Genomic DNA, 22,588 nt, shown 5'->3' on the forward strand with positions numbered 1-22,588 from the left:
CCCGGTTTCCCTTGTGCGGCAGTAGGAGGAACGCGCTGTTCACCCTTTCACCGACAACCTGTGGCGGTCGGCGGCAGCGCTTAGGCTCGACGGGTGCCGAGGGTGCTCGCGGTGGCCGACGAGGTGGTCGAGGGCTGGTGGACCGACCGGGTGCGCCGCCACGACGTCGACCTGGTCGTGGCGGCCGGCGACCTGCCGTTCGACTACCTGGAGCACCTGTCGGGCGCGCTGGACCGGCCGTGCGTGTTCGTGCCGGGCAACCACGACGTGGACCTGACGGGGTACGCCAACGTGCGCGGGCTGTGGACGAGGGCGGGCCTGCCGGCGCGCTGGCCCGGCCCGGCGGGCGGCGTGAACGCCGACGCGCGGGTGGTGGACGTCGCGGGGTTGCGGATCGCCGGGCTGGGCGGGTCGATCCGGTACAGCGGCGGGCCGAACCAGTGGACCGAGCGGCAGCAGGCGCGGCGGCTGCGGCGGGTGGTGCGGACGGCCCGGTGGCGGCGGTTGCGCGACGGGCGCGGGGTGGACGTGCTGCTGACCCACTCCCCTCCGCTGGGCTGCGGCGACGAACCGGACCCGCCGCACCGCGGGTTCGCGTGCCTGCACGAGGGCGTGCGGCGGCTGCGCCCGCCGTTGCTGCTGCACGGCCACATCCACCCGCACGGTCAGGCCAGGCCGGACCGCGTGCTCGGCGCGACCCGGGTGGTGAACGTGGTGGGCTACCGGGTGCTGGAGATCCCGACCCGGGCGGGTTGACGAGGAGGAGCGCCGTGCCCCGTGACACCGGCTTCCCGCGCGCCGACGCGGAGAACGACTTCCTGCGCGCCCGCCGCCGCCAGGTGCTGTCGCGGTTGGCCGCGTGGCTGCGCCGCGAGCCCGACGACGTGAACATCACGCTGCCGTTCCACGAGGTGGTGGAGTCGCTGGGGGTGCTCGGCGAGCGGCGGCTGGGGCTGCGCGCGATCCGGCTGGACTCGATCGTGGGCAGCGTGGACCGGACCCGGGACTTCGACCGCCGGTTCCGGCCGACGTCGGCGCGGGTGCGGGAGCGGTGGCAGCGGCTGGCGGTGGCGCAGCGGCGGGGCGAGGCCGTGCCGCCGATCGAGGTGTACCGGGTGGGCGACCTCCACTTCGTGCAGGACGGGCACCACCGGGTGTCGGTGGCGCACGCGCTGGGGCTGGAGCTGATCGACGCCTACGTGACGGAGGTCGTGACGCGGATCGCGGCGCACGGCATCCGGCACCGGGGCGACCTGATCGTGAAGGACTACCGGCGGTTGTTCCTGGAGCGGGTGCCGCTGGGCGGCGAGGCGCGGGCGGCGGTCGTGCTGTCGGACCCGTGGGACTACGCGAAGCTGGGAGAGCACGTGGAGGCGTGGGGGTTCCGGCTGATGCAGGACGAGGGGGCGTTCCTCGACCGGGTGGTGGTCGCCCGGCGGTGGTACGCCGAGGAGTACCAGCCGGTGGTGGGGATGCTGCGGCAGGCGGACCTCGTCGGCGACCGCACGGAGACCGAGGCGTACCTGTGGGTGGCGGCGGAGCGGTACCGGCTGATCCGCACGCACCGGTGGGACGCCGACGTCATCGCGGCGCTGCGCTCGCGCCGGTGAGCTACCGCTGGCCCTCCAGCCGGGGCAGCGGGCGGGCCTGGTCCATCACCCGGTCGGTGTAGCTGTCGAGCAGGCGGGTGGCGACCTGCTGGCCGTAGCCGAGGATGACGGCCCACAGCAGCAGGGCGGCCTGGGACGCCACGCCGATCAGGCCGGTCGTGACGCCGGAGCCGAGGCCGAGGATGCCGACCACCGCGAGGGCCGCGCCGAGCAGCACCTTGATGAGGGCCTGGTAGCCGACCATGACGTACGGCGAGAGGCTGGGGCGGCGGCGCAGGAGCAGCACGACGGCCGACAGCACCGCGCCGAACGCGCCGAACACCTGCGTGAGCCACACGTCCGCGCCGGTGGCCGACTTGCCCGACGGGCACACCGTCGGCAGCTTCTCCGCGCTCACGCACATCGGGATGAGGCCGGGCTTCAGCAGGCCGACCACGCCGAGCGCGGTGTTGACGACGAACAGCACCACGGAGGTGGCGATGAGCTTGTTGCGCAGCGCCCGCGACCCGGCGTGGGCGAAGTCGGAGGCGTCGAACGCGGCCCGCAGGGCGTCCACGACGATCTCCCGCTCGACCGCGAGGGGGAACTCGCCGGGCCGCAACTCCTCCAGCGCCACCCGCCGGGGGTCGTCCTCGTCCAGGTTCTCGGCCACGCGGGCCTTCAGCCCGGGCAGCCGCCCGAGGAACCCCGGGCCCGCCGCGACGACGGCGATCTCGGCCTCGTGCAACGACCTCCAGGCCCGTTCGATGTGCCACCCGGACCACCACGACGCCACCGTCCGCCACCGCGACTCGGTGCGCGTGATCATGTCCTCGACGACGGCGGCCTCCTGCGCGGCGACGGCGCGCCACCGCGCGCTCTCCGGGTCGAGCGGGTCGGGGGGACCGAGCGAGGCGAGGTCGGCGCGCACCCGGTCGAGCCGCGACTGCACGACCAGCCGCCAGTCCGTGATCCGGGGAGCGCGCGTGGCCATGACCAGCATCGTCGCAGCCCCACCCACCTGTCGGGCGATCACCCGAAGGGGTGGCCGATGACCGGAAGGGGGTTGGGGCGCGGGCGAACAGGTGAACCTCGCGCGGGGGCGGGGGAGCGCCGGCTCGGACGGCGCTCCCCCACCCCACCGCCGGGCTCAGGCGGTGCGGCCCGGTTCGACCAGTTCGCGCAGGCGCGGCGGCATGCGCTTCTCCAGGCCGAACGGTTCCAGGTGGGCCTGGAGCACGCCGTCGAACGCCCGCTTCACCGACGCCGGGTCCCAGGTGTCGCTCTCCAGGATCGGCTGCTTGAAGAACGGGTGCCCGACCAGGTGCAGCTGCCTGCCGTTGCACCGGACGATCTGGCCCGTGATCCCGTGCGCCGCGTCGCTGAGCAGGAACAGCACCAGCGGCGCGACCTTGCCGGGCGTGCGGTCGGCCGGGATGGCCCTCAGCGCGCGCTCCGACCTCCACACCATGCGGGTGTGCGCGACCGGGCACACGGCGTTGACCCGGATGTTGTCCCCCTCCAGGTCCAGCGCCCACGACGCGCTGAGCGAGGCCACCGCGCCTTTGGTGGCCGAGTAGGCCCCGAGTTTGCGCTGACCGAGAAACGCGCCCGACGATATGTTCACGATCGAGCCGTGGCCCTGCTCGCGCATCAGGCGCATCGCCGCCATTCCGGTGTATATGACACCCAGGACGTTGACCTCCACGATCTTCCGAATCGATTCCGGGTCGTCCTCCCAGGGCAGCGCCTCGTAGTTCAACCCCGCGTTGTTCACCAGGCCGTCGACGCGGCCGAACTCCGCCTGGCACATTCCCACGATCTTCTCGGCCTCGCTGGGATCGGCCACCGTCGCCGCGCTCGCCACCGCGCGCCCGCCGTACGCCCGGATCCGCTCGGCCACGTGTTCGGCCTGGTCAGCGTCGACGTCGTTGACCACGACCGCCGCGCCGGCCTGTGCGGCCTGCATCGCGTACGCCTCACCCAGGCCACGTCCGGCCCCGGTGATCACGACCGCTTTGCCGTCAAGAATCCCCATCTCGCACTCTTCTCTGTGCTCGGCGGACTCCCCTGCCCCGGGCCCTTTACGGCCGGAGTCGTCTCCGCCTTTCACCCAGCGTTGGGGATCGGCGGCGGCCGCGGCGCGGCGAATGCGGCGAGATGCGGGTTTGCTGCGCTGAATGGCCCAGGGAGTTCGTCCCTGCCGATGCACGCGGCTGGTCGGCAACGCACCGTGAGCAGTGGAAACGCCCGGTCCGCCCTGCCCGGAAAGTGTGAAAGCCGCCCCCGGTGTCCCGGGGGCGGCTCCGCGGGGCGGGCGCGTCAGCTGTAGGTGAGGTTCCGGCCGTCGCGCGGGTCGAACAGCTGCACCTTGTCGGCGTCGAACCAGATGTCGGCCTGCTCGCCCTCGACGGCGGTGGACGTCGCGGCGATCCGGGCGACCAGCGACACGCCGCCGCCGGGCACGTCGGCCGAGCCCGCGTCGGCGGCCAGCTCGGCCAGCTCCGCCGACGTCGCCTGTTCACCCTTCAGGCTGAAATAGGCGAACTTGTCGGAGCCCATCGACTCCAGCACGTCGACGTGGTCGGTGAACGTGACGCCCTTGGCGCGCACGGCGTCGTCCACGAGCCGCGCGTCCTCGAAGTGCTCGGGCCGCAACCCCATGATCACCTCGCGGGGCGCGTCGACGCCCTCCAGCAGGCCGCGCACCCGGTCGGTGAGCGGCACGTCGCCGAGCGCCGAGCGCAGCACGCCGTCCTCCAGCGAGGCCGGCACGAAGTTCATCGACGGGGAGCCGATGAACCCGGCGACGAACAGGTTGGCGGGGTTGTCGTAGAGGTGCTGCGGCGCGCCGACCTGCTGCACCGCGCCGCCGCGCATCACCACGACCCGGTCGCCGAGGGTCATCGCCTCGGTCTGGTCGTGCGTGACGTAGACGGTGGTGGTGCCCAGCTGCTTCTGCAGCCGCGACACCGAGGTGCGCATCTGCACGCGCAGCTTGGCGTCGAGGTTGGACAGCGGCTCGTCCATCAGGAACGCCTTGGGGCTGCGCACGATCGCGCGGCCCATCGCCACGCGCTGCCGCTGCCCGCCGGACAGGTTGGACGGCTTGCGGTCCAGGTGCTGGGTGAGGTCGAGGATCTCGGCGGCGTCGCGGACCTTCTTCTCCACCGTGGCGTCGTCCACTTTGGCCAGTCGCAGCGGGAAGGCCATGTTCTCCTTCACCGTCATGTGCGGGTACAGCGCGTAGGACTGGAACACCATCGCGATGTCGCGGTCCTTGGGCGCGCGCTCGTTGACCCGCTCGCCGCCGATGCGCAGCTCGCCGGAGGTGATGTCCTCCAGGCCCGCGATCATGTTGAGGGTCGTGGACTTCCCGCAGCCGGACGGGCCGACCAGGATGATGAACTCGCCGTCGGCGATCTCGAGGTCCACGTCCCGCACGGCCACCGCGCCGTCGGGGTACTGCTTGGTCACGCTGTCCAGAACGATCTCGGCCATTGCTTCACCCCTTGACGGCGCCGGAGGTCAACCCGGCGACGATCCGACGCTGGAAGAACAACACGAAGAGGATGATCGGGACGGTGATCACCACGGCGGCGGCGGCGATCGACCCGGTCGGGTCCTCGAACTGCGAGCTGCCGGTGAAGAACGACAGCGCGACCGGCACCGTGCGGGACCGCTCGGTGGAGGTCAGCGAGATCGCGAACAGGAAGTCGTTCCAGCAGAAGATGAACACGAGGATCGCGGTGGTGAACACGCCCGGCGCGGCCAGCGGCGCGATGACCCGGCGGAAGGCCTGCCCGGGCGTCGCGCCGTCCATCTTCGCCGCCTTCTCCAGCTCCCACGGGATCTCGCGGAAGAACGCCGACAGCGTGTAGATCGCCAGCGGCAGCGCGAACGTGATGTAGGGCAGGATCAGCCCGGGCCAGGTGTCGAACAGGCCGAGCGACCGCTCGATCTCGAACAGCGGCGAGACCAGGGAGATCTGCGGGAACATCGCGATGAGCAGCGACACCCCGACCAGCAGCCGCTTGCCGGGGAAGTCGAGCCGGGCGATCGCGTAGGCGGCCATCGTGCCGAACACGACCGCGATCGCCGTGGCGATCAGCGCGATGCCGATGGAGTTCACCAGCGCGCGGACGAACTCCGTGGTGGAGAAGATCGACTTGTAGTTGTCGAACGTCCAGGCGCGCGGGATGAAGTTGCCGTCGGCCAGCGTCTCCTTGGTCTTGAACGACAGCGACACGATCCACAGCACGGGGACCAGCGCGTAGGCCACCACCAGGACGTTGAGGACGGTCCAGCGCGCCTTGCGGCCGGTCGTCACGGCCCCTCCGATGCCCGCCATCAGCGCCTCCCCCCGCTGTCGCTGCCCGGCGCGGCGGTGCCGAACAGCTTCACGAACACGAACGCGATGATCGCCACCGCGATGAAGATGAGCACCGACATGGTGGAGCCGATGCCCAGGTTCAGGCCCTTGATCAGGTTGTTGTAGGTCAGCATCGACACCGAGGACGTGCCCTGCGACCCGGCCGTGAGCACGAACAGGTTGTCGAAGATGCGGAACGCGTCGAGGGTGCGGAACAGCAGCGCGACCAGGATCGCGGGCTTCATCACCGGGACCATCACCTTGGTGAACCGCTGCCACGCGGTCGCGCCGTCCATCGCGGCGGCCTTGAGCAGGTCGTCGGGCACCAGGGCCAGGCCGGCCATCAGCAGCAGCGCCATGAACGGCGTGGTCTTCCAGATCTCGGCCAGGATCACGACCAGGATCGCCGGGATCTTCTGGGTCAGCACGGGTTCGCCGCCCGCGATCGTCTCGGCCAGGTAGCCGGTGCCGGGCGTCCAGGCGTAGCGCCAGGAGAACGCGGCGACGACCGTGACGATGCCGTACGGGATGAGCGTGGACGTGCGCACGATGCCGCGGCCGACCAGGGTGCGGTGCATGATCAGCGCCAGCGCCATGCCGAGCACCAGCTCGACCACCACCGACACCACCGTGATCAGGACCGTCACCCACATGGCGTTCCACCAGTACGGGTTGGTCAGCACCGTGACGTAGTTGTCCAGGCCGACGAACTCGGTGCGGTCGGGGAACTTCAGGTCGTAGCGCTGCAGCGACAGCCACACCGAGTACAGGATCGGCCAGCCCGCGACCGCGGCCATGATGAGGATCGCGGGCGCGCACAGCAGCAGGCCCAGCCGCCGCTCGGCCTTGCGGCCCTCGCTGAGCGCGGCCTTCGCCTTGGGCGAGAGCGCGGGTTCGGCCGCGGGGTCGGCACCCGCCCGGCCGGTGTCGGCGTTGACGGCGTGGCTCACGGCAGCACCCCCTTCGAGTCGAGCGCGTCCTGGAGTTCGGTGCGCAGCCGGTCGGCGGTCCGCGCCGGGTCGATGTCCCCGGGCGGCGACAGGATCGTGGAGATGACGGTGGAGACGTTCTGGTAGGCGGGGGTGCGCGGGCGGACGCTCGCGTTCTTCAGCGTGTCCAGGATCGCGTCCTTCATCGGGTACGGCTCGGCCATCTCCGGGTCCTCGTAGACGCTCTCGATGGTCGGCGGCACGCCGTCGTTGATGGCCGCGAACTTCTGGTGCTCGGCGTTGCGCAGGCACAGCACCGCGTCGAACGACTGGTCGGGGTGCGGCGAGAAGGCGCTGACGCCGTAGTTGACGCCGCCGACGGTGACCTTGGCGTCGCCGCCGTCGATCGACGGGAAGGGCGCCCACTTGAGGTTCTTGGCCAGGTCGGGCACGGACTGGGCGGCGGCGTAGACGTACGGCCAGTTGAGCATGAACGCGGCCTTGCCGCCCTCCATGGCCAGCCGGGCGTCGTCCTCGACGGCGTTGGAGAACGACGGGTCGACCACGTCGGAGGTGGCGAACTTCTTGAGCACCTCCAGCGCCTTGACCGCGCCGTCGTCCACCACGGCCTTGGTGCCGTCCTCGTCGAGGATGCGGCCGCCGGCGGAGCGGACCAGCGTGTTGTAGAGCACGACCAGGCCCTCGTACTGCTTGCCGGTCGCCTCCACCAGGCCGGGCTTGCCCTGCTGCTTGAGGCTGGAGCCCTGGTCGATCATCTCGTCCCACGTCTTCGGCGGGGTGGGCACGAGGTCGCCGCGGTACCAGAGGAGCTGGACGTTCGTGTTGTCGGGCGCGCCGTACAGCTTGCCGTCGTAGCGGGCGGTCTCCAGCGGCGTCTCCAGGGTGCCGTTCTCGACCTCGGTCCTGGCGCGACCGGTGAACTCCCGGATCCAGCCCGCCTTGGCCAGCTCGGCGGTCCAGGTGACGTCGAGGCCCAGCACGTCCATGCCGGGGTCCTCGGCGGCGAGCCTGCGGACCATCTGCTCGCGCTGGCCGTCGGCCTCGCGCGGCAGCTTGTGGTAGACGATCCGGTAGCCGTCGGCGCGCTCGTTGCAGTCGTCGACGATCTTCTGGAAGTTCTCCTGCGGGTACTTGTAGACGTTGATGGTGACCCCGCCGTCACCCGAACCACAGCCCGCCAGCGCGGACGACGCGATCAGCGCGGCGCCCCCTGCGACGGCCAACCGATGACCCTTGCGCCTCATCGGTCCTGCCTCCTTCCCGACAGCGGAGGAGCCAGACCGCGACGCCCGGCACCTCGTCGTGCCCACCGGCCGGCTGGGCCGACCGGTGGAACGAACGTAGGCCCGGTGATCAGGTGCCGCAACCACGCGAAGCCCGGAACGGCGTTACCCGATCAGGTGGTGGTGCAAACCTCAGTCCGTGCCGGTTTTGCCCGCGTCGGAGGGCCGCATGGCGAGTTTCGCGAGCAGGTCGCGGCCCCGTTCGGCGGAACGCGGCTGGCAGAGGACGTCGTAACGGCCGGCGACCAGTTGGCTCGCGCTCTGGAAGTCCCGCTTGCCGCGCGCCGAGCCGTAGCCGACGGCGGCGAAGATGAGGCCGAACCCGACGCCGACGACCAGGCCGGCGACGATGGGCCCGAGGCTCGTGCCGGGGCTGGTGTTGAACAGGCTGAGCAGGACGCCGACGAACAGGCCGAACCAGGCGCCCGACGCCGCGCCCGTGCCCAGCACGCGCCCCCAGGTGAGCCGGCCGGTGACCCGTTCGACGAGCATGAGGTCGACGCCCACGATCGTGACCTCCTGGACCGGGAAGTCGTCGTCGGCCAGGAAGTCGACCGCCCGCTGGGCCTCCTCGTAGGTGCTGTACGAGCCGATGGGCCAGCCGGTGGGCGGGGTGGGCAGCCGGGGAGGCACCCCGGGTCGGTTCTGGCCGGAGAAGGAACTCGTCACGGTGACCACCTCTTCGCGGTGCTGATCACCCCATCCTGCCAACACCGGGCGATCGGCGCGAAACGGATGGCCGCGAAACTGACCCGACCGTGACCTGCTGCCCCGGTCGGGCGTCCGCCACCCGACCGTCCACATCCGAACCCGCCGCCGGCCCGGCCCCGCCGGGACGTCAGCCGCGGGACCGGTAGTCGCGCAGCAGGCCGCGGCTGATGATGGTCTTCTGGATCTCGCTCGTCCCCTCGCCGATGAGCAGGAACGGTGCCTCGCGCATGAGGCGCTCGATCTCGTACTCCTTGGAGTAGCCGTAGCCGCCGTGGATGCGGAACGCCTCCTGCGTCACCTCGGCGCAGTACTCCGAGGCGATGAGCTTGGCCATGCCGGCCTCGACGTCGTTGCGCGCGCCGGAGTCCTTCAGCCGCGCCGCGTTGACCATCATCAGGTGGGCGGCCTCGACCTTGGTCGCCATCTCGGCGAGCTTGAACGCGATGGCCTGGTGCTCGGCGATCGGCTTGCCGAACGTCCGGCGCTGCTGCGCGTACTCGATCGCGAGCTCGAACGACCGCAGCGCGATGCCGCACGCCCGCGCCGCCACGTTGACCCGGCCGACCTCGACGCCGTCCATCATCTGCCGGAACCCGTTGCCGGTCGCGCCGCCCAGCACCCGGTCGGCGGGGACGCGGAAGCCGTCGAAGACCATCTCGGTGGTGTCGACGCCCTTGTAGCCCATCTTGTCGATCTTGCCGGGGATGGTGAGGCCGGGCGCGACCTCGCCGTAGCCCTCGGGCTTCTCGACCAGGAGCGTGGTGAGGTTGCGGTGCGGCTTGTCCGCGCCCTCGTCGGTCCTCACCAGCACGGCGGTGAGGTTGGACGTGCCGCCGTTGGTCAGCCACATCTTCTGGCCGCTGACGACGAAGTCGTCGCCCTCGCGCACGGCCCGGGTCCGGATCGCGGCCACGTCGGAGCCCAGTTCCGGCTCGGACATGGAGAACGAGCCGCGCACCTCGCCGGTGGCCATGCGGGGCAGGTAGCGGGCCCGCTGCTCGGGCGTGCCGTGCTGCTTGAGCATGTGCGCCACGATGAAGTGGGTGTTGATCACACCGGACACGGACATCCAGCCGCGGGCGATCTGCTCGACCACCAGGGCGTAGGTCAGCAGGGACTCGCCGAGCCCGCCGAACTCCTCGGGGATGGTGAGCCCGAACAGGCCCATCTCCTTCATGCCCTCGACGATGTCGGCGGGGTAGGTGTCGCCGTGCTCCAGCGCCTGGGCGTGCGGGATGATCTCCTTGTCCACGAAGGTGCGGACCGTCGACAGGATCTCCTCCTGGACGTCGGTGAGTCCAGCGGTCCGGGCCAGGCGCGCCATCGCGTTTCCCTTCGTAGCTCTCGGGTTACCGGCGAGTATGGACCGGTTAACGCGCGTTCGCGCCGCGGAAGTGCTCATCGCCACCCGCTGAACCGAAACAGCCGATAGCCTGGCCGCCCGGACGACCGAGCAGGGGGACGAGATGTCGCAGCCACCGCCCTACTGGCAACCGGGCCACCACCCGGGACCGCGGCCGACGAACGGGATGGCGATCGCGGCGCTGATCACCGCGTTCCTCTTCTCGCCCGCGGGGATCGTGCTCGGCATCGTGGCCCGCAAGCAGATCCGGCGCACCGGCGAGGAGGGCTGGGGCATGGCCACGGCCGGGCTGGTCGTCGGCGCGGTGCTCACCGTGCTGTGGGTCGCCGGGATCGTACTCTGGGTGATCCTGGTGATGGCGCTGTTCCGGCACGGCGGCACCTTGCCCGTGCCGACGCGCTGACCCGGACGCGCGGCCGGGTCACCGGTGCGTGCGGCCGGTCACCCCTCGAAGGCACCGAGCCAGCGGTCGAGGTGGGGGCACGCGGCGCGCAGGCGCGCGAGGCCGAGGTCTTGGACCGCCAGCGGACCGTCGATCGTCTTGACGTAGCCGGGGTGGTAGGCGAGCAGCCGTTTCGAGGGCGCGGTGGCGGGTCCGTCGTTGATCAGCTCGGGACCGCCCGCGCGGTGCACGTCGTCGCGGAGCCGGGCGGCCAGTTCGCCGCCCAGGAGCTGCCCCAGTTCCTCGGCGGCGGCGAAGACCCAGGCCTCCAACTCGTGGATCACGAGGTTGGGTCGGAACCGCGGGTCGCCGACCGCTTCCGCCAAGCGGTGCTCCACGTGCTCGACGCGCTCGTAGACGTCGCCGAACGGCCGGTCGGCCATGCCCGGGCAGTCCGCCGGGAACGCGTAGTAGTCGAACACCGTGGTGAGCACGTCGAGGCTCGTGTCGTTCAGCAGGAGCCGGACGTCGCGCTGGACCTGCGCCCAGCCGGTGATGCCGCCCTTGTGCGACGGACCGGCCGCTGGCCGCTTGGTCTTGACCAGCGACACGCTGGTGACCCACCCGAGCCCTTCGAGGTGCGGACGTATGACGGAATCGGCCACGACCTCCTCGGTCTGCCCCTCGACCAGCAGGTGGACCCGCCGGAAGGCACCGGTCACGTCTGCCCGCCCGGCCTGCCCCCGATCAGGTTCTTCTCCCACAGCTCGCCCAGCGAGTACTCCTCGATCCACGCACCGAGCCGCTCCCGATCCGGCCGGGTGAACGTCGACGCGCCGTCCACGCGCTCGACCACGATCAGGTCGTCGAGGTCGAACTGGTTCATCAGGGTGACCGATTGTGTGGCGACGAGTACCTGACTACGTGCCGACGCTTGCCTCAGCAGACCGGCCAACTGCACCACGGCGTAGGGGTGCAGACCGAGTTCCGGTTCATCCAGCACGACCAGTGAGGGCAAGGCGGGGTGCAGCAGCAATGTCGCCAAGCAGATGAAGCGAAGGGTACCGTCGGACATCTGATTGGCGGAGAACACGATGTCCGAGTCGACCTGTCGCCATCTGAGGCGGAGCCGATCATCGCCCTCGGGTCGGAGCACGAAGTCCCGAAGGAATGGCGCGACCTGCCGAACCACGCCCAAGATTCGACGGTAGGCCGCTCTGTAGGTCTTGTCGCTGCTCTCCGACAGGACCGAGAGCACGGCCGCGAGGTTGCCCGCGTCGCTCCGCAGCATCAGGTTGTCCGAGGTGGGGCCCAGTCTCTTGACGGGAGCGTTCCGGCTCGTGTCGTGGAAGTGGTAGACGCGGCAGCCCCGGAGCAGATCGATGACGTACGCAGCCCAGTCCGCGAAGAACGTCCCTTCGGATTTGTGCAGCCACGTCTCCCGGTGACCCGCCGCGATGTCCCACCGGTCACGCCTACCGGTGACGTTCTCGTGCAGAACCTCGCGCTCGAAGATGAGATCGTCGTTACTACCCGGCACCAGCACGGCCTCGTAGCCGTGCCGAGCGCCGTTGAGGCGGACGCCGATCCGTTCCACTTCCGGCTCGGTGTTCAGCAGCGCCGAAGCACCACCGTTCTTCCCGACGAAGAGCCGGAGGTCGGACTCGATCAACCGCCCGAGCAGTTCGAACACGCGGATGAAGTTGCTCTTGCCGGCGCCGTTCGCGCCGATCAGCACATTCAGCCGGCCGAGTGGCACCGAAGCCGAACGGATCGAGGTGTAGCCCTCGATCTCGATGGACGTCAGCTCCCGGTCGGTCACGCGATCACTCTACGACCACGTGCCGACCGGGAGCCCCAAGAAGTCAGTCTTCCGGCGGCGACCACACGTTCGTGCGGGACATGCCGGCGGCGCGGCCCTTGGACGAGATCACCAGGGCCATCTTGCGCGAGGCCTCGTCGATCATCTCGTCGCCGAGCATCACCGCGCCGCGCTTGCCGCCCTTCTCCGAGGTGAAGTAGTCGTACGCGTCGAGGATGTTCTCGGCGTGGTCGTAGTCCTCCTGCTTGGGGCTGAACACCTCGTTCGCCGCGTCGATCTGGCCCGGGTGCAGCACCCACTTGCCGTCGAACCCGAGCGCGGCGGAGCGACCGGCCACGCGCTTGAAGCCCTCGACGTCGCGGATCTGCAGGTACGGGCCGTCGATGGCCTGCTTGTCGTGGGCGCGGGCGGCCATGAGGATCTGCATCAGGATGTAGTGGTAGGCGTCGCCCACGTCGTAGCCGGGCGGCTGCTCGCCGACCACGAGGGACTTCATGTTGATCGACGCCATGAAGTCGGCCGGGCCGAAGATGATCGTCTCCACCCGCGGCGAGGCGGTGGCGATCGCGTTGACGTTGATCAGGCCCAGGGCGTTCTCGATCTGCGCCTCGATGCCGATGCGCCCGACCTCGTAGCCCATGGTCTTCTCGATCTGGGTGAGCAGCAGGTCCAGGGCGTGCACCTGCTCGGCGGTCTGCACCTTGGGCAGCATGATGCAGTCGAGGTTCGCGCCGGCGCCCTCCACGACCTCGGTGACGTCGCGGTAGGTCCACTCGGTGGTCCAGTCGTTGACCCGGACGACCCGGGCCCTGGCGCCCCAGCCGCCCTCGTTGAGCGAGGCCACGATGGTCTTGCGCGCGTCCGGCTTGGCCAGCGGCGCGCACGCGTCCTCCAGGTCGAGGAACACCTGGTCCGCGGGCAGCGTGCGGGCCTTGTCGATCATCTTCTGGCTCGACCCGGGCACGGCCAGGCAGGAACGACGGGGACGCTGCTGGTCGACCACTGTGGGTACCTCCTCGTACCGGCCGGTAACTCTCGTCGTGCGAAGGGTGGCACGCGCGTGTGCCGCCCGCTATTTCGTGAGTCCCGGCTCACAGGTCCGTGGCAGGCTGAACCGGTGGAGATCGAGCAGGTGCTGGACAACGCGCTGCGCAAGGCCGCGGCGGTGTGGATCCGACCCGACGGCCACGAGCCGCGGCTGGTGTGGGCGCTGTGGCGCGACGGCGCGCTGCTGGTGGCCGTCGGCGGCACGGAGCAGCAGGTACCCGGCCTGGCCGACGGCGTCCCCTGCACGGTGACCGTCCGCTCCCCCACCACCCACTCCCACCTCGTCGACGCGCGGGCCACCGCCCACCGCGCCGAACCGGACGCGGAGACCGACGCGGCGCTGCGGGCCGTCCGGCTCAACGGCAGGCCGCGGTGGGCCGACGTCTACCGCCTGGCGCCCGCGTGATCACCGTGCCGGACGGCTTCGGCGCGATCCTCGGCGAGCGGGCGCGCGAGTGGCGGGCCGCGCTGCCCGCGCTGGCCGCGGAATTCTGCGCCCGCTGGCACCTCGCCCCCGACGGCGACCCGCTCACCGGCAACGTCGCCGTGGTGCTGCCGGTGCGGCGGGCCGACGGCCACCCGGCCGCGCTGAAGCTGACCTGGCTGGACGACGAGACGCGCCAGGAGCCGGCGGCGCTGCGCGCGTGGGACGGCCGCGGCGTGGTGCGGCTGCTGGACCACGACGACGCCGGGGGTGCGCTGCTGCTGGAACGGCTCGACCACACCAGGTCGCTGGACGGCGCGCCGATCGAGGAGGCGCTGGCCGTCGCGGGCGGGTTGCTGCGCGGGCTGCGCGTCCCCGCCGGCCCGGAGTTCCGCCGCCACGAGTTCCCCGACCTGGTCGCCGAGAACGACGCGCTGGGCGGCCCGCTGCCCGCCGCGCTCGTCGAACGGGCCCGCGACCTGGGCCGCGAGCTGGCCCGCGGCGCCGGCGGCACGTTGGTCAACCAGGACCTGCACTACCACAACGTGCTGCGCGGCGACCGCGAGCCGTGGCTGATGATCGACCCCAAGCCGCTGGCGGGCGACCCCGAGTTCGCCGTGATCCCGTTGCTGTGGAACAGGTTCGGCGAGCCGGCGGGCGACCGGGGCGTGCGCGACCGGTTCGCGGCGCTGTGCGACCTCGGCGAGCTGGACGTCGGGCTGGCCCGCGGCTGGGCGTTCTGCCGGGCCGTCGACACCTGGCTGTGGTGCCTGGACCAGGGGTTGGACCGGATGGCCGCCGCCGTCGAGGCGATCGCCCGCGCCCTCCCGCCGCGGTAGTCCGCCGGGACAATCCGCCGCGGTAGTCCACAGTGGAACGCAGCGGCGCGGGCCCGCGCGGACTAACCTGATCACGTGGTCGCCGCAAACCGGGTCTTCGCCGCCCAGCTCGCCGGTCTGCCCGTGTTCGGGCCGGACGGCGAGTCGATCGGCAAGGTCCGCGACCTGGTCATCGGCCTGCGCGTGGACCGCCAGCCGCCGCGGGTGCTGGGCCTGGTGCTGGAGCTGGCGACCCGGCGGCGCATCTTCGTGCCGATGCTGCGGGTCACCTCGATCGAGCCGAACGCCGTGACGCTCGCCACCGGGACGGTCAACCTGCGCCAGTTCCACCAGCGCCCCAACGAGGTGCTGGTGGTCGGCGAGCTGCTCGACGCGCGGGTGCGGCTGGGCTCGGGCGCGACGGCCGTGCTGGTCGACGCCGCGATGGAGCCCACCCGGACCCGCGACTGGCGGATGACCCGGGTGGCGGTGCGGGAGCGCACCGGGCGGCTGGCCCGCCGCGGCCCGGTGCAGGTGCTGCGCTGGGACGAGCTGTCCGGGCTGTCGGTGACGGAGCTGGCGGGCCAGCCGCAGGGCGCGCAGCACCTGGTGGCGGTCTTCGAGACGATGCGGGCGGCGGACGTGGCGCTGGCCCTGCACAGCCTGCCGTTCAAGCGCCGCTACGAGGTGGCCGAGGCGCTGGACGACGAGCGGCTCGCCGACGTGATCGAGGAGATGGCCGAGGAGGACCAGAAGGACCTGCTGGCGCACCTGGACGAGGAGCGCGCGGCGGACATCCTGGAGGCCATGAACCCCGACGACGCGGCGGACCTGCTGGCGGAGCTGCCCGAGGGCGAGCAGGAGCGGCTGCTGGGGCTGATGGAGCCGGAGGAGTCCGCGCCGGTGAAGCGGCTGCTGAAGTACAGCTTCGACACCGCCGGCGGCCTGATGACGCCCGAGCCGGTGGTGCTCGCGCCGGACGCGACGGTGGCCGAGGCGCTGGCGCACGTGCGCAACCCGGACCTGACGCCCGCCCTGGCCAGCATGGTGTTCGTGTGCCGGCCGCCCACGGCCACGCCGACCGGCCGCTACCTGGGCTGCGTGCACATCCAGCGGCTGCTGCGCGAACCGCCGTCGGACCTGGTCGCGGGCGTGCTGGACACCGACCTGGCGACGCTGTCGCCGTCGGCGTCGCTCGGCGACGTGACGCGCTACTTCGCCGCCTACAACCTGGTGTGCGGGCCGGTGGTGGACGAGAGCGACCACCTGCTCGGCGCGGTCACCGTGGACGACGTGCTGGACCACCTGCTGCCCGACAACTGGCGCGAAACGGGGCTGACCCATGCCTGAGCTGCCGCGTCGCCGGCTCGACCAGCCGCGCACCGAGGGCCGGTTCCGGCTGGCGCTCGACCCGGAGGCGTTCGGCCGGTTCTCCGAGCGGCTCGCCCGGTTCCTGGGCACCGGCAAGTTCCTGTTCTGGCAGACGCTGATCGTGATCGTCTGGATCACCACGAACCTGGTCGCGGTGTCGCTGCGCTGGGACCCCTACCCGTTCATCCTGCTGAACCTGGCGTTCTCGACGCAGGCCGCGTACGCCGCGCCGCTGATCCTGCTGGCGCAGAACCGGCAGGACGACCGGGACCGGGTGTCGCTGGAGGAGGACCGGGCGCGGGCCGCGCAGACCAAGGCCGACACCGAGTACCTGGCCCGGGAGCTGGCCGCGCTGCGGCTGGCGGTGGGCGAGGTGGTGACCCGCGACTACCTGCGCAGCGAGCTGGAGCGGGTGTTCCGGGAGCGCAAGCGGACCGTCAAGGACGACGTTCCGTCACCGTGAGCCGTCACCGCGGGCGCGGTCAGGGCTCGTCGGAGGCCAACCGGTCGCACGTGCGGCCGAACGCCTCCAGCTCCGCGTGGTCGAACGACTCGGCGAAGTGCCTGGCCACGCCGGCGTGGTGGGTGCTCGAGGCGACCCGCAGCCGGTTCAGGCCCTGCGCGGTGAGCACCGCCACCACGCCGCGGCCGTCGCCGTCGGCGCGTTCCCGCAGCACCAGGCCCGCGCGTTCCAGGCGGTCGACGAGCCTGGTCACGCCCGAGCGGGACAGCAGCACGGCGTCGGCCAGCTCCGTCATCCGGAGCCGGTGCTGCGGCGCCTCGGCGAGCTGGACCAGGACGTCGTAGGCCGCGAGCGACAGGCGTTGCCCGGCGAGCAGTTCGGCTTCCAGGACCCGGGTGAGCCTCGCGTGCGCCCGGAGGAAGGATCGCCACACCCCCAGCTCGGTACGGGTGGGCAACCGGGCAGATCCGGTTTCCGGCACGGGTACCGATGTTACGGAAAGCACGCGGCCGGGTGCGCGCTGCCCCCGGATCGGAGGTGACCAACCGGTAGCTTGGAGGTGCGCGGCACGGCCGTAGCATGGCGGTCCCACCACCTCTCCCGAAGGCGTTTCCCGTGACTCTTCCAACCGTTGACGACGTGCAGAAGGCGTTGGCCGGTGTGCAGGACCCGGAGATCCGGCGACCGATCACCGACCTCGGCATGGTCAAGGGCGTCGTGGTCGGCGACGACGGGGTCGTGGACGTCGCGGTCTACCTCACCGTGTCCGGCTGCCCGCTGCGCGACAAGATCACCGCCGACGTGACCTCCGCGGTGTCGGCGCTCGACGGCGTGGCCGGCGTCCGCGTCGAGCTGGACGTGATGAGCGACACCCAGCGCACCGAGCTGCGCAAGTCGCTGCGCGGCGGCGTCGAGGAGCCGGTGATCCCGTTCGCGCAGCCCGGTTCGCTGACCCGGGTGTACTGCGTCGCGTCGGGCAAGGGCGGCGTCGGCAAGTCCTCGGTGACGGTGAACCTGGCCGTGGCGATGGCCGCGCGCGGGCTGTCCGTCGGGGTTGTCGACGCCGACATCTACGGCCACTCCATCCCGCGGATGCTGGGCACGGAGGGGCGGCCCACCCAGGTCGAGAAGATGATCATGCCACCGCAGTCGCACGGCGTGAAGCTGATCTCCATCGGCATGTTCACGCCCGGCAACACCCCGGTCGTGTGGCGCGGCCCGATGCTGCACCGGGCGTTGCAACAGTTCCTGGCCGACGTGTTCTGGGGCGACCTGGACGTGCTGCTGCTGGACCTGCCGCCGGGCACCGGCGACATCGCGATCTCGGTGGCGCAGCTCGTGCCCAACGCCGAGATCCTGGTCGTGACGACGCCGCAGCAGGCCGCGGCCGAGGTGGCGGAGCGGGCCGGGTCGATCGCCCTGCAGACGCGCCAGCGGATCGCGGGCGTGATCGAGAACATGTCGTGGCTGGAGCTGCCGGACGGGACGCGGATGGACGTGTTCGGCACGGGCGGCGGGCAGGCCGTGGCGGACTCGCTGAGCCAGGCGGTGGGCGCGGACGTGCCGCTGCTGGGCCAGGTGCCGCTCGACCCGCGGCTGCGCGAGCAGGGCGACGCGGGCACCCCGATCGTGCTGGCGCACCCCGGGTCGGCCGCCGGCCAGGTGCTGACGACCGTGGCGGGCAAGCTGTCGACGCGGTCGCGCGGGCTGGCGGGCCGCCTGCTCAACGTCTCACCGGCCGGCCGCTGACCGCACCCCGCGCGGGGGCTCCCCGATCGGGAGCCCTCGTTCCGTGCAGCCCTTGTTCCGTGCCGCCCGCGGCGGTGGCGGTCAGGTGGCGTCCGGGTCGAACGGCGGGCGCTCGCCGCGTTCCAGCGGGCGCTCCCGGGTGGTGTCGCGGACCGGCGGGACGGCCGGGTGGCCGTTCGGCTTGTCCACCGGGTCGTCGTCCCACAGGTGCTTGGTGATCGCGCGCTTCGGGTCGAAGTTGCGCAGCTCCCGCAGGTCCTCCAAGGGCTTGCGGAGCTGCTCGAACTCCGGCCCCATCTCCTGCTTGAGCTGCTCCCGCGCGCCGTTGGCGTACTCGCGGACGCGGCGGATGCTCTTGCCGACCCACGCGGCGGCCTCCGGCAGCCGCTCCGGCCCGAGGATGAACAGGCCCGCCACGACGATGACGAGGATCTCAAGCCACCCGATGCTGTCGAACACCCTCGTGCCCCACCTTCCGCGCCCCAAGCCCTGACCGCCAGCGTAGCCGTCAGTCGGACCGCAAAGTCACCTGCACGGTCAGCTCCCGACCCTGCCTGGCCAGCACGACCGGCACCGTCTCGCCGATTTCACGGTCCCGTACCGCGACCGTCAGCTCGGCGGCGTTGCGCACCACCCGGTCGCCGACGCGGGTGATCACGTCGCCCTCCACGATGCCCGCCGCGGCCGCCGCGCCGCCCTCGGGGACGTTCTGCACCTGGGCGCCCTCGGCGGTCTCGGCCGACGCCGACCGCACGTTGACGTTCATGTCCGCGTGCTTGACCTGGCCGTCGCGGATCAGCGCCTGCGACACCTTGCGCGCGTAGTTGCCGTTGATGGCGAACCCGAGGCCGACCGAGCCGCCGGTCTCGGTGCGGATCGACGAGTTGATGCCGACCAGCGCACCGGAGGAGTCGACCAGCGCGCCGCCGGAGTTGCCGGGGTTGATGGCCGCGTCGGTCTGGATCGCGTCGTAGGTGACCTGGGGGCCGCCGTTCTCGCCCGCCGCGGTCACCGGCCGGTGCAGGGCGCTGACGATGCCCTCGGTCACGGTGTTCGACAGCGACAGCGGCGAGCCGATGGCCAGCACGGTGTCGCCGACGGCCAGCTCGTCGGAGTCGCCGAACTGGAGCACGGTCGGGTTGTCCACCTCGACCTTCACCACCGCGAGGTCGGTCTTGGAGTCGCGGCCCACGACCTGCGCCACGGCCCGCTTGCCGTCGGTGAACACCACGGTCAGCTTCGCCGACGTGTCCTGCACCGCCGGGGCGACCACGTGGTCGTTGGTCAGCACGTAGCCCTTGCCGTCGATCACCACGCCGGAGCCGACACCCGCCACGTTCGCGCCCTTGAACTCGATGGACACGACGCTGGGCGTGACCCGCTTGGCGATGTCGGCGACCGACCCGACCGGGCGCTCCTTGCCGGGCTTGACCTCGGCGAGCGTGACGCCGCCGTCGGTGAGCGGGTTGTCGGCCCGGCCCAGCAGCCAGCCGACGATGCCGCCGACCGCGCCGACCAGCAGCGCGGCCGCCAGCAGCAGCGCCAGGCCGGCGGGCTTGACGCGCCGGCCGAACAGCAGCTCGGGCACGCTGAGCTGCGGTCCGGGCGCCGGTTCCGGCTTGGGGCCCTCGGGCTGCTCGGTGACGGCCGGCGGGCCGATGACGGCCGACGCGCCCGGGTCGCGCCACGCGTCGCCGGCGGGCCTGCCCTCCCAGAAGACTGGCTCGACCTCGGGCTCGCCGGCCAGGTCGACGGGCGGGCGTTGCAGGAGGGTGGAGTCGTCGCCGCGCGGCCGGCCGAACGCCGTGGACAGCGCCTCCGGCGGCGGCGGGGCGAGCTGGACGGGCGAGTGGCCGTTGAGGCCGGGGCGGTCGGCGGAGAACGCGCCGGACACGCCGTGCGGCCTGCCGAACACGGCCTGCTGCCCGGGGTCCACGGGCGGGCGGTTCAACGGGCGGGGCGCGAGCCTGCGGTGCGCCCCGTCGTCAACGCCCGACCTGGGGGTCCCGTTGCCCTGTTCTGGCTCGCTCATCGCTCCCCGCACGTCGTCACGCCATGGTTGTCGCGGGGCCATCGTGCCCGGTGACCGGTGAAGTTGCCGTCAGCGGGCTTCCGGCGGTCCTCCCAGGTGCTCTTCCCGAAAGGGCTTCCCGACGCCCCTCAGCGACCCAGCGGGCCGCTGTTCGCGACCGGGCGCAGCACGCCGACCGGCTCCCGGTCGGCGACCGACGTGGGCGCGACGACGGGCGAGAGCTGCGGGGGGTTGCCCTGGGCGGGCGCGGGCGCGGGGTCCTCGGCTCCCGGGGCGACCAGGGCGAGCGCGCCGAGCATGAGGCCGGAGACGACGACACCGGCGCCCTGGCGCGCGCGTTTGCCGCCGAACAGGCTCGCGGTGAAGCGGCTACCGCCGCCGGTGCCGAAAGGGCGGCCGGACCCCAGCACGGGACCGTCGCCGAACGCGACCCGGTCGGGCCGCTGGACCGTGACGAGCTGGCCGTCCTCGGTGACGGCGAGGCCGTCCGGGGCACGCGGCAGCTCGACCTCCTGCGGGATGGCCCCCAGCCTGGCCAGCAGGCTCGCGGGCGCGCACGGCGCGTCGGCGGCGCGCACGGCCGACCTCGCCTGCTGCTGCGAGTACGCCTCGGCGGCGCAGAACGGGCAGCGCGCCAGGTGCGCGGCGGCCCTGCTGTGCGCCGAGGCGGACAGCTCCCCGTCGACGAAGGCGACGACCGCGTCGGGCAGCAGGTGCTGCTCGGGCAGTTGCCAACCTCGCAGGTCGGTCATGCAGAGTCCTCCCGAAGCAGACTTCGGCGGCGTTCCAGTGCGACCCTCAGGGCCTGGCGGCCCCGGTGGATCCTGCTCCTCACGGTACCGAGTTTGACGCCGAGGGTGGCGCCGATCTCCTCGTAGGAGAGACCTTCCACGTCGCACAGCACCACGGCGGCGCGGAACTCCGGCGGCAGCTCGTCCAGCGCGGCCTGCAGCTCCGGGTCGAGGTGCGTGTCGGCGTAGACCTCCTCGGGCGTGGGGTCGTCGCCGGGGATGCGGTCGCTCTCCTCGGGCAGGGCCTCCATGCGCACGCGCGAACGGCGGCGGGCCATGTCGAGGAAGAGGTTCGTGGTGATGCGGTGCAGCCAGCCCTCGAAGGTGCCGGGCTTGTACGACGCCAGCGACCGGAACACCCGGATGAACGTCTCCTGGGTGAGGTCCTCGGCGTCGTGCTGGTTGCCGGTGAGTCGGTAGGCCAACCGGTACACCCGGTCGGCGTGCTCCCGCACGACTTCGTCCCACGTGGGCGGGACCCACTCCGCGGCCTCGATGGGCGCCGTGGGCGCGGGCGCCGTCAGTGCGGGGTTCGGCTGCTTTGGCATCGGGCGGTTAAGCACCTCCAGTGGGCTGGCTGCCCTGCTGCACGGGTCAACGCTGCGGTCCCCCGTCGTGTTCCCGTCGTTCCTGCTCGTCATGCGTGGGACCAGCCTGACGTCCTCGCTTATAACCATCGTGAGAGTCGGCTGAGAGCACGCTGAGAATCCGGGTCGTCACCCGGGACCGCCCCCGCCGGCAGGCGGCGGCGTTAGCCTTCGTGCTGTGGATTCGCCGACGCGCGAGTACGTGGAGGGCTACCTGCCCGAGGACGCCGTGATCGCGGCGGCCAGGGCCCGGGGCGCCGAGCTGGGGTGCGTGCCGATCGGGTCCGGCGGCGGGGCGGCGCTGCGGTTCCTCGCCGCCGCGCTGCAGGCCAGGGCCGTGGTGGAGATCGGCACCGGCGCCGGGGTCGGGGCGCTGTACCTGCTCGGCGGCATGCCCGCGGCGGGGGTGCTGACCTCGATCGACGTGGCGCCGGAGCACCAGCGGGCGGCGCGGGTGGCGTTCGCCGAGGCGGGGGTCGCGGTGTCGCGCACCCGGCTGATCAGGGGCCGGGCGCTGGAGGTGCTGCCCAGGCTGACCGACGGCGCGTACGACCTGGTGTTCGTGGACGCGGCGAAGTCGGAGTACCCGGAGTACCTGGCCGAGGGCGTGCGGCTGCTGCGGCCGGGCGGCGTGATCGCGTTCGACAACGTGCTGTGGCACGGCCGGGTGGTCGACCCGGCGCACCGCGACCCGGACACGGTGGCGATGCGGGAGGTGGCGCGGGCGGTGCGCGAGGACGGGCGCCTGGTGCCGGTGATCCTGCCGCTGGGCGACGGGCTGCTGGTCGCGGCCAAGACCGGCTGACCGCACCGCGCCGCGGGGTCCCCGACCAC

25 protein-coding genes are annotated in these 22,588 nt (G+C 72.0%); 9 read left to right on the top strand and 16 right to left on the bottom strand.

From position 1 onward, the window contains the following. The first annotated feature begins 93 nt into the window (after positions 1–93). The gene (locus tag ACIGNX_RS29025) at positions 94–756 is read left to right on the top strand and encodes a metallophosphoesterase (RefSeq protein ID WP_396543989.1); all 663 of its coding nucleotides are present in this window, start codon (positions 94–96) and stop codon (positions 754–756) included. A 14-nt stretch (positions 757–770) separates the two neighbouring features. Next, complete coding sequence (locus ACIGNX_RS29030; protein ID WP_396543990.1) at positions 771–1,610, top strand: chromosome partitioning protein ParB; 840 nt, start codon at positions 771–773, stop codon at positions 1,608–1,610. Position 1,611: 1 nt separating this feature from the next. Here ACIGNX_RS29030 and ACIGNX_RS29035 read toward each other — a convergent pair whose 3' ends face one another. From ACIGNX_RS29035 to ACIGNX_RS29070, 8 genes are all read right to left on the bottom strand, one after another. Continuing rightward, complete coding sequence (locus ACIGNX_RS29035; RefSeq protein ID WP_396543991.1) at positions 1,612–2,583, bottom strand: hypothetical protein; 972 nt, start codon at positions 2,581–2,583, stop codon at positions 1,612–1,614. 156 nt (positions 2,584–2,739) lie between these two features. Further along, a complete protein-coding gene (locus tag ACIGNX_RS29040) occupies positions 2,740–3,627 on the bottom strand; it encodes an SDR family NAD(P)-dependent oxidoreductase (protein ID WP_396543992.1) in 888 nt (295 codons plus the stop codon). A gap of 284 nt (positions 3,628–3,911) precedes the next feature. Next, entirely contained in the window at positions 3,912–5,090 is a 1,179-nt protein-coding gene (locus tag ACIGNX_RS29045; protein ID WP_396543993.1) for an ABC transporter ATP-binding protein, read from the bottom strand. A gap of 4 nt (positions 5,091–5,094) precedes the next feature. Further along, entirely contained in the window at positions 5,095–5,940 is an 846-nt protein-coding gene (locus ACIGNX_RS29050; protein ID WP_396543994.1) for a carbohydrate ABC transporter permease, read from the bottom strand. After that, entirely contained in the window at positions 5,940–6,911 is a 972-nt protein-coding gene (locus ACIGNX_RS29055) for a carbohydrate ABC transporter permease (RefSeq protein ID WP_396543995.1), read from the bottom strand. The genes ACIGNX_RS29050 and ACIGNX_RS29055 overlap by 1 nt, the downstream gene beginning before the upstream one ends. Then, positions 6,908–8,155: an ABC transporter substrate-binding protein gene (locus ACIGNX_RS29060; protein ID WP_396543996.1), complete on the bottom strand. Its 1,248-nt coding sequence runs from the start codon at positions 8,153–8,155 to the stop codon at positions 6,908–6,910. Before ACIGNX_RS29060 ends, ACIGNX_RS29055 begins: the two co-directional genes overlap by 4 nt. 171 nt (positions 8,156–8,326) lie before the next feature. Next, the gene (locus tag ACIGNX_RS29065; protein ID WP_396543997.1) at positions 8,327–8,863 is read right to left on the bottom strand and encodes a general stress protein; all 537 of its coding nucleotides are present in this window, start codon (positions 8,861–8,863) and stop codon (positions 8,327–8,329) included. Positions 8,864–9,032: 169 nt separating this feature from the next. Further along, positions 9,033–10,229 carry an acyl-CoA dehydrogenase family protein gene (locus ACIGNX_RS29070; protein ID WP_396543998.1) on the bottom strand — a complete coding sequence of 399 codons (1,197 nt, stop codon included), beginning with the start codon at positions 10,227–10,229 and terminating at the stop codon, positions 9,033–9,035. 142 nt (positions 10,230–10,371) lie between these two features. On the opposite strand from ACIGNX_RS29070, the gene ACIGNX_RS29075 reads away from it, so the two are divergent. Then, positions 10,372–10,671 carry a DUF4190 domain-containing protein gene (locus ACIGNX_RS29075; protein ID WP_396543999.1) on the top strand — a complete coding sequence of 100 codons (300 nt, stop codon included), beginning with the start codon at positions 10,372–10,374 and terminating at the stop codon, positions 10,669–10,671. 38 nt (positions 10,672–10,709) lie between these two features. Here the strand turns inward: ACIGNX_RS29075 and ACIGNX_RS29080 are convergent, their stop codons facing one another. Genes ACIGNX_RS29080 through ACIGNX_RS29090 form a run of 3 tightly spaced genes read right to left on the bottom strand, consistent with a single transcriptional unit; the run spans position 10,710 to position 13,475 of the window. After that, on the bottom strand, positions 10,710–11,372 hold the full coding sequence (locus ACIGNX_RS29080) for a DUF4276 family protein (RefSeq protein WP_396544000.1): 663 nt from the start codon (positions 11,370–11,372) through the stop codon (positions 10,710–10,712). Further along, entirely contained in the window at positions 11,369–12,472 is a 1,104-nt protein-coding gene (locus ACIGNX_RS29085) for an AAA family ATPase (RefSeq protein WP_396544001.1), read from the bottom strand. Before ACIGNX_RS29085 ends, ACIGNX_RS29080 begins: the two co-directional genes overlap by 4 nt. Positions 12,473–12,515: 43 nt before the next feature. Beyond that, positions 12,516–13,475: an HpcH/HpaI aldolase/citrate lyase family protein gene (locus tag ACIGNX_RS29090; protein WP_396544002.1), complete on the bottom strand. Its 960-nt coding sequence runs from the start codon at positions 13,473–13,475 to the stop codon at positions 12,516–12,518. A 114-nt stretch (positions 13,476–13,589) separates the two neighbouring features. On the opposite strand from ACIGNX_RS29090, the gene ACIGNX_RS29095 reads away from it, so the two are divergent. The 4 genes from ACIGNX_RS29095 to ACIGNX_RS29110 all read left to right on the top strand — a co-directional run bounded on the left by ACIGNX_RS29095 (position 13,590) and on the right by ACIGNX_RS29110 (position 16,595). Beyond that, the gene (locus ACIGNX_RS29095) at positions 13,590–13,925 is read left to right on the top strand and encodes a hypothetical protein (RefSeq protein WP_396544003.1); all 336 of its coding nucleotides are present in this window, start codon (positions 13,590–13,592) and stop codon (positions 13,923–13,925) included. Continuing rightward, positions 13,922–14,782, top strand: coding sequence for an aminoglycoside phosphotransferase family protein (locus tag ACIGNX_RS29100; RefSeq protein ID WP_396544004.1), 861 nt, complete (start codon positions 13,922–13,924; stop codon positions 14,780–14,782). The genes ACIGNX_RS29095 and ACIGNX_RS29100 overlap by 4 nt, the downstream gene beginning before the upstream one ends. Before the next feature lie 75 nt (positions 14,783–14,857). After that, on the top strand, positions 14,858–16,111 hold the full coding sequence (locus ACIGNX_RS29105) for a magnesium transporter MgtE N-terminal domain-containing protein (protein WP_396544005.1): 1,254 nt from the start codon (positions 14,858–14,860) through the stop codon (positions 16,109–16,111). Beyond that, a complete protein-coding gene (locus tag ACIGNX_RS29110) occupies positions 16,104–16,595 on the top strand; it encodes a DUF1003 domain-containing protein (protein ID WP_396544006.1) in 492 nt (163 codons plus the stop codon). Before ACIGNX_RS29105 ends, ACIGNX_RS29110 begins: the two co-directional genes overlap by 8 nt. Before the next feature lie 19 nt (positions 16,596–16,614). On the opposite strand, the gene ACIGNX_RS29115 is transcribed toward ACIGNX_RS29110, so the two are convergent. Continuing rightward, positions 16,615–17,076, bottom strand: coding sequence for a MarR family winged helix-turn-helix transcriptional regulator (locus tag ACIGNX_RS29115; protein WP_396544007.1), 462 nt, complete (start codon positions 17,074–17,076; stop codon positions 16,615–16,617). 134 nt (positions 17,077–17,210) lie between these two features. On the opposite strand from ACIGNX_RS29115, the gene ACIGNX_RS29120 reads away from it, so the two are divergent. Continuing rightward, positions 17,211–18,344, top strand: coding sequence for a P-loop NTPase (locus tag ACIGNX_RS29120; protein ID WP_396544008.1), 1,134 nt, complete (start codon positions 17,211–17,213; stop codon positions 18,342–18,344). Between the two features lie 81 nt (positions 18,345–18,425). Here ACIGNX_RS29120 and tatB read toward each other — a convergent pair whose 3' ends face one another. From tatB to sigE, 4 genes are all read right to left on the bottom strand, one after another. Further along, positions 18,426–18,803: a Sec-independent protein translocase protein TatB gene (gene tatB, locus ACIGNX_RS29125; protein ID WP_396544009.1), complete on the bottom strand. Its 378-nt coding sequence runs from the start codon at positions 18,801–18,803 to the stop codon at positions 18,426–18,428. Positions 18,804–18,852: 49 nt separating this feature from the next. Next, positions 18,853–20,376 carry a trypsin-like peptidase domain-containing protein gene (locus ACIGNX_RS29130; protein ID WP_396544010.1) on the bottom strand — a complete coding sequence of 508 codons (1,524 nt, stop codon included), beginning with the start codon at positions 20,374–20,376 and terminating at the stop codon, positions 18,853–18,855. A gap of 128 nt (positions 20,377–20,504) precedes the next feature. Then, positions 20,505–21,128, bottom strand: coding sequence for a zf-HC2 domain-containing protein (locus ACIGNX_RS29135; RefSeq protein ID WP_396544011.1), 624 nt, complete (start codon positions 21,126–21,128; stop codon positions 20,505–20,507). Next, positions 21,125–21,715 carry an RNA polymerase sigma factor SigE gene (gene sigE, locus ACIGNX_RS29140; protein ID WP_396544012.1) on the bottom strand — a complete coding sequence of 197 codons (591 nt, stop codon included), beginning with the start codon at positions 21,713–21,715 and terminating at the stop codon, positions 21,125–21,127. The genes ACIGNX_RS29135 and sigE overlap by 4 nt, the downstream gene beginning before the upstream one ends. Positions 21,716–21,932: 217 nt before the next feature. Between sigE and ACIGNX_RS29145 the strand changes: the two genes are divergently transcribed. Continuing rightward, positions 21,933–22,559: an O-methyltransferase gene (locus ACIGNX_RS29145; RefSeq protein ID WP_396544013.1), complete on the top strand. Its 627-nt coding sequence runs from the start codon at positions 21,933–21,935 to the stop codon at positions 22,557–22,559. The last annotated feature ends 29 nt before the right edge of the window (positions 22,560–22,588 follow it).

The sequence above is a fragment of the Actinosynnema sp. NPDC053489 genome, assembly GCF_044544865.1.
Taxonomy (GTDB): domain Bacteria; phylum Actinomycetota; class Actinomycetes; order Mycobacteriales; family Pseudonocardiaceae; genus Actinosynnema.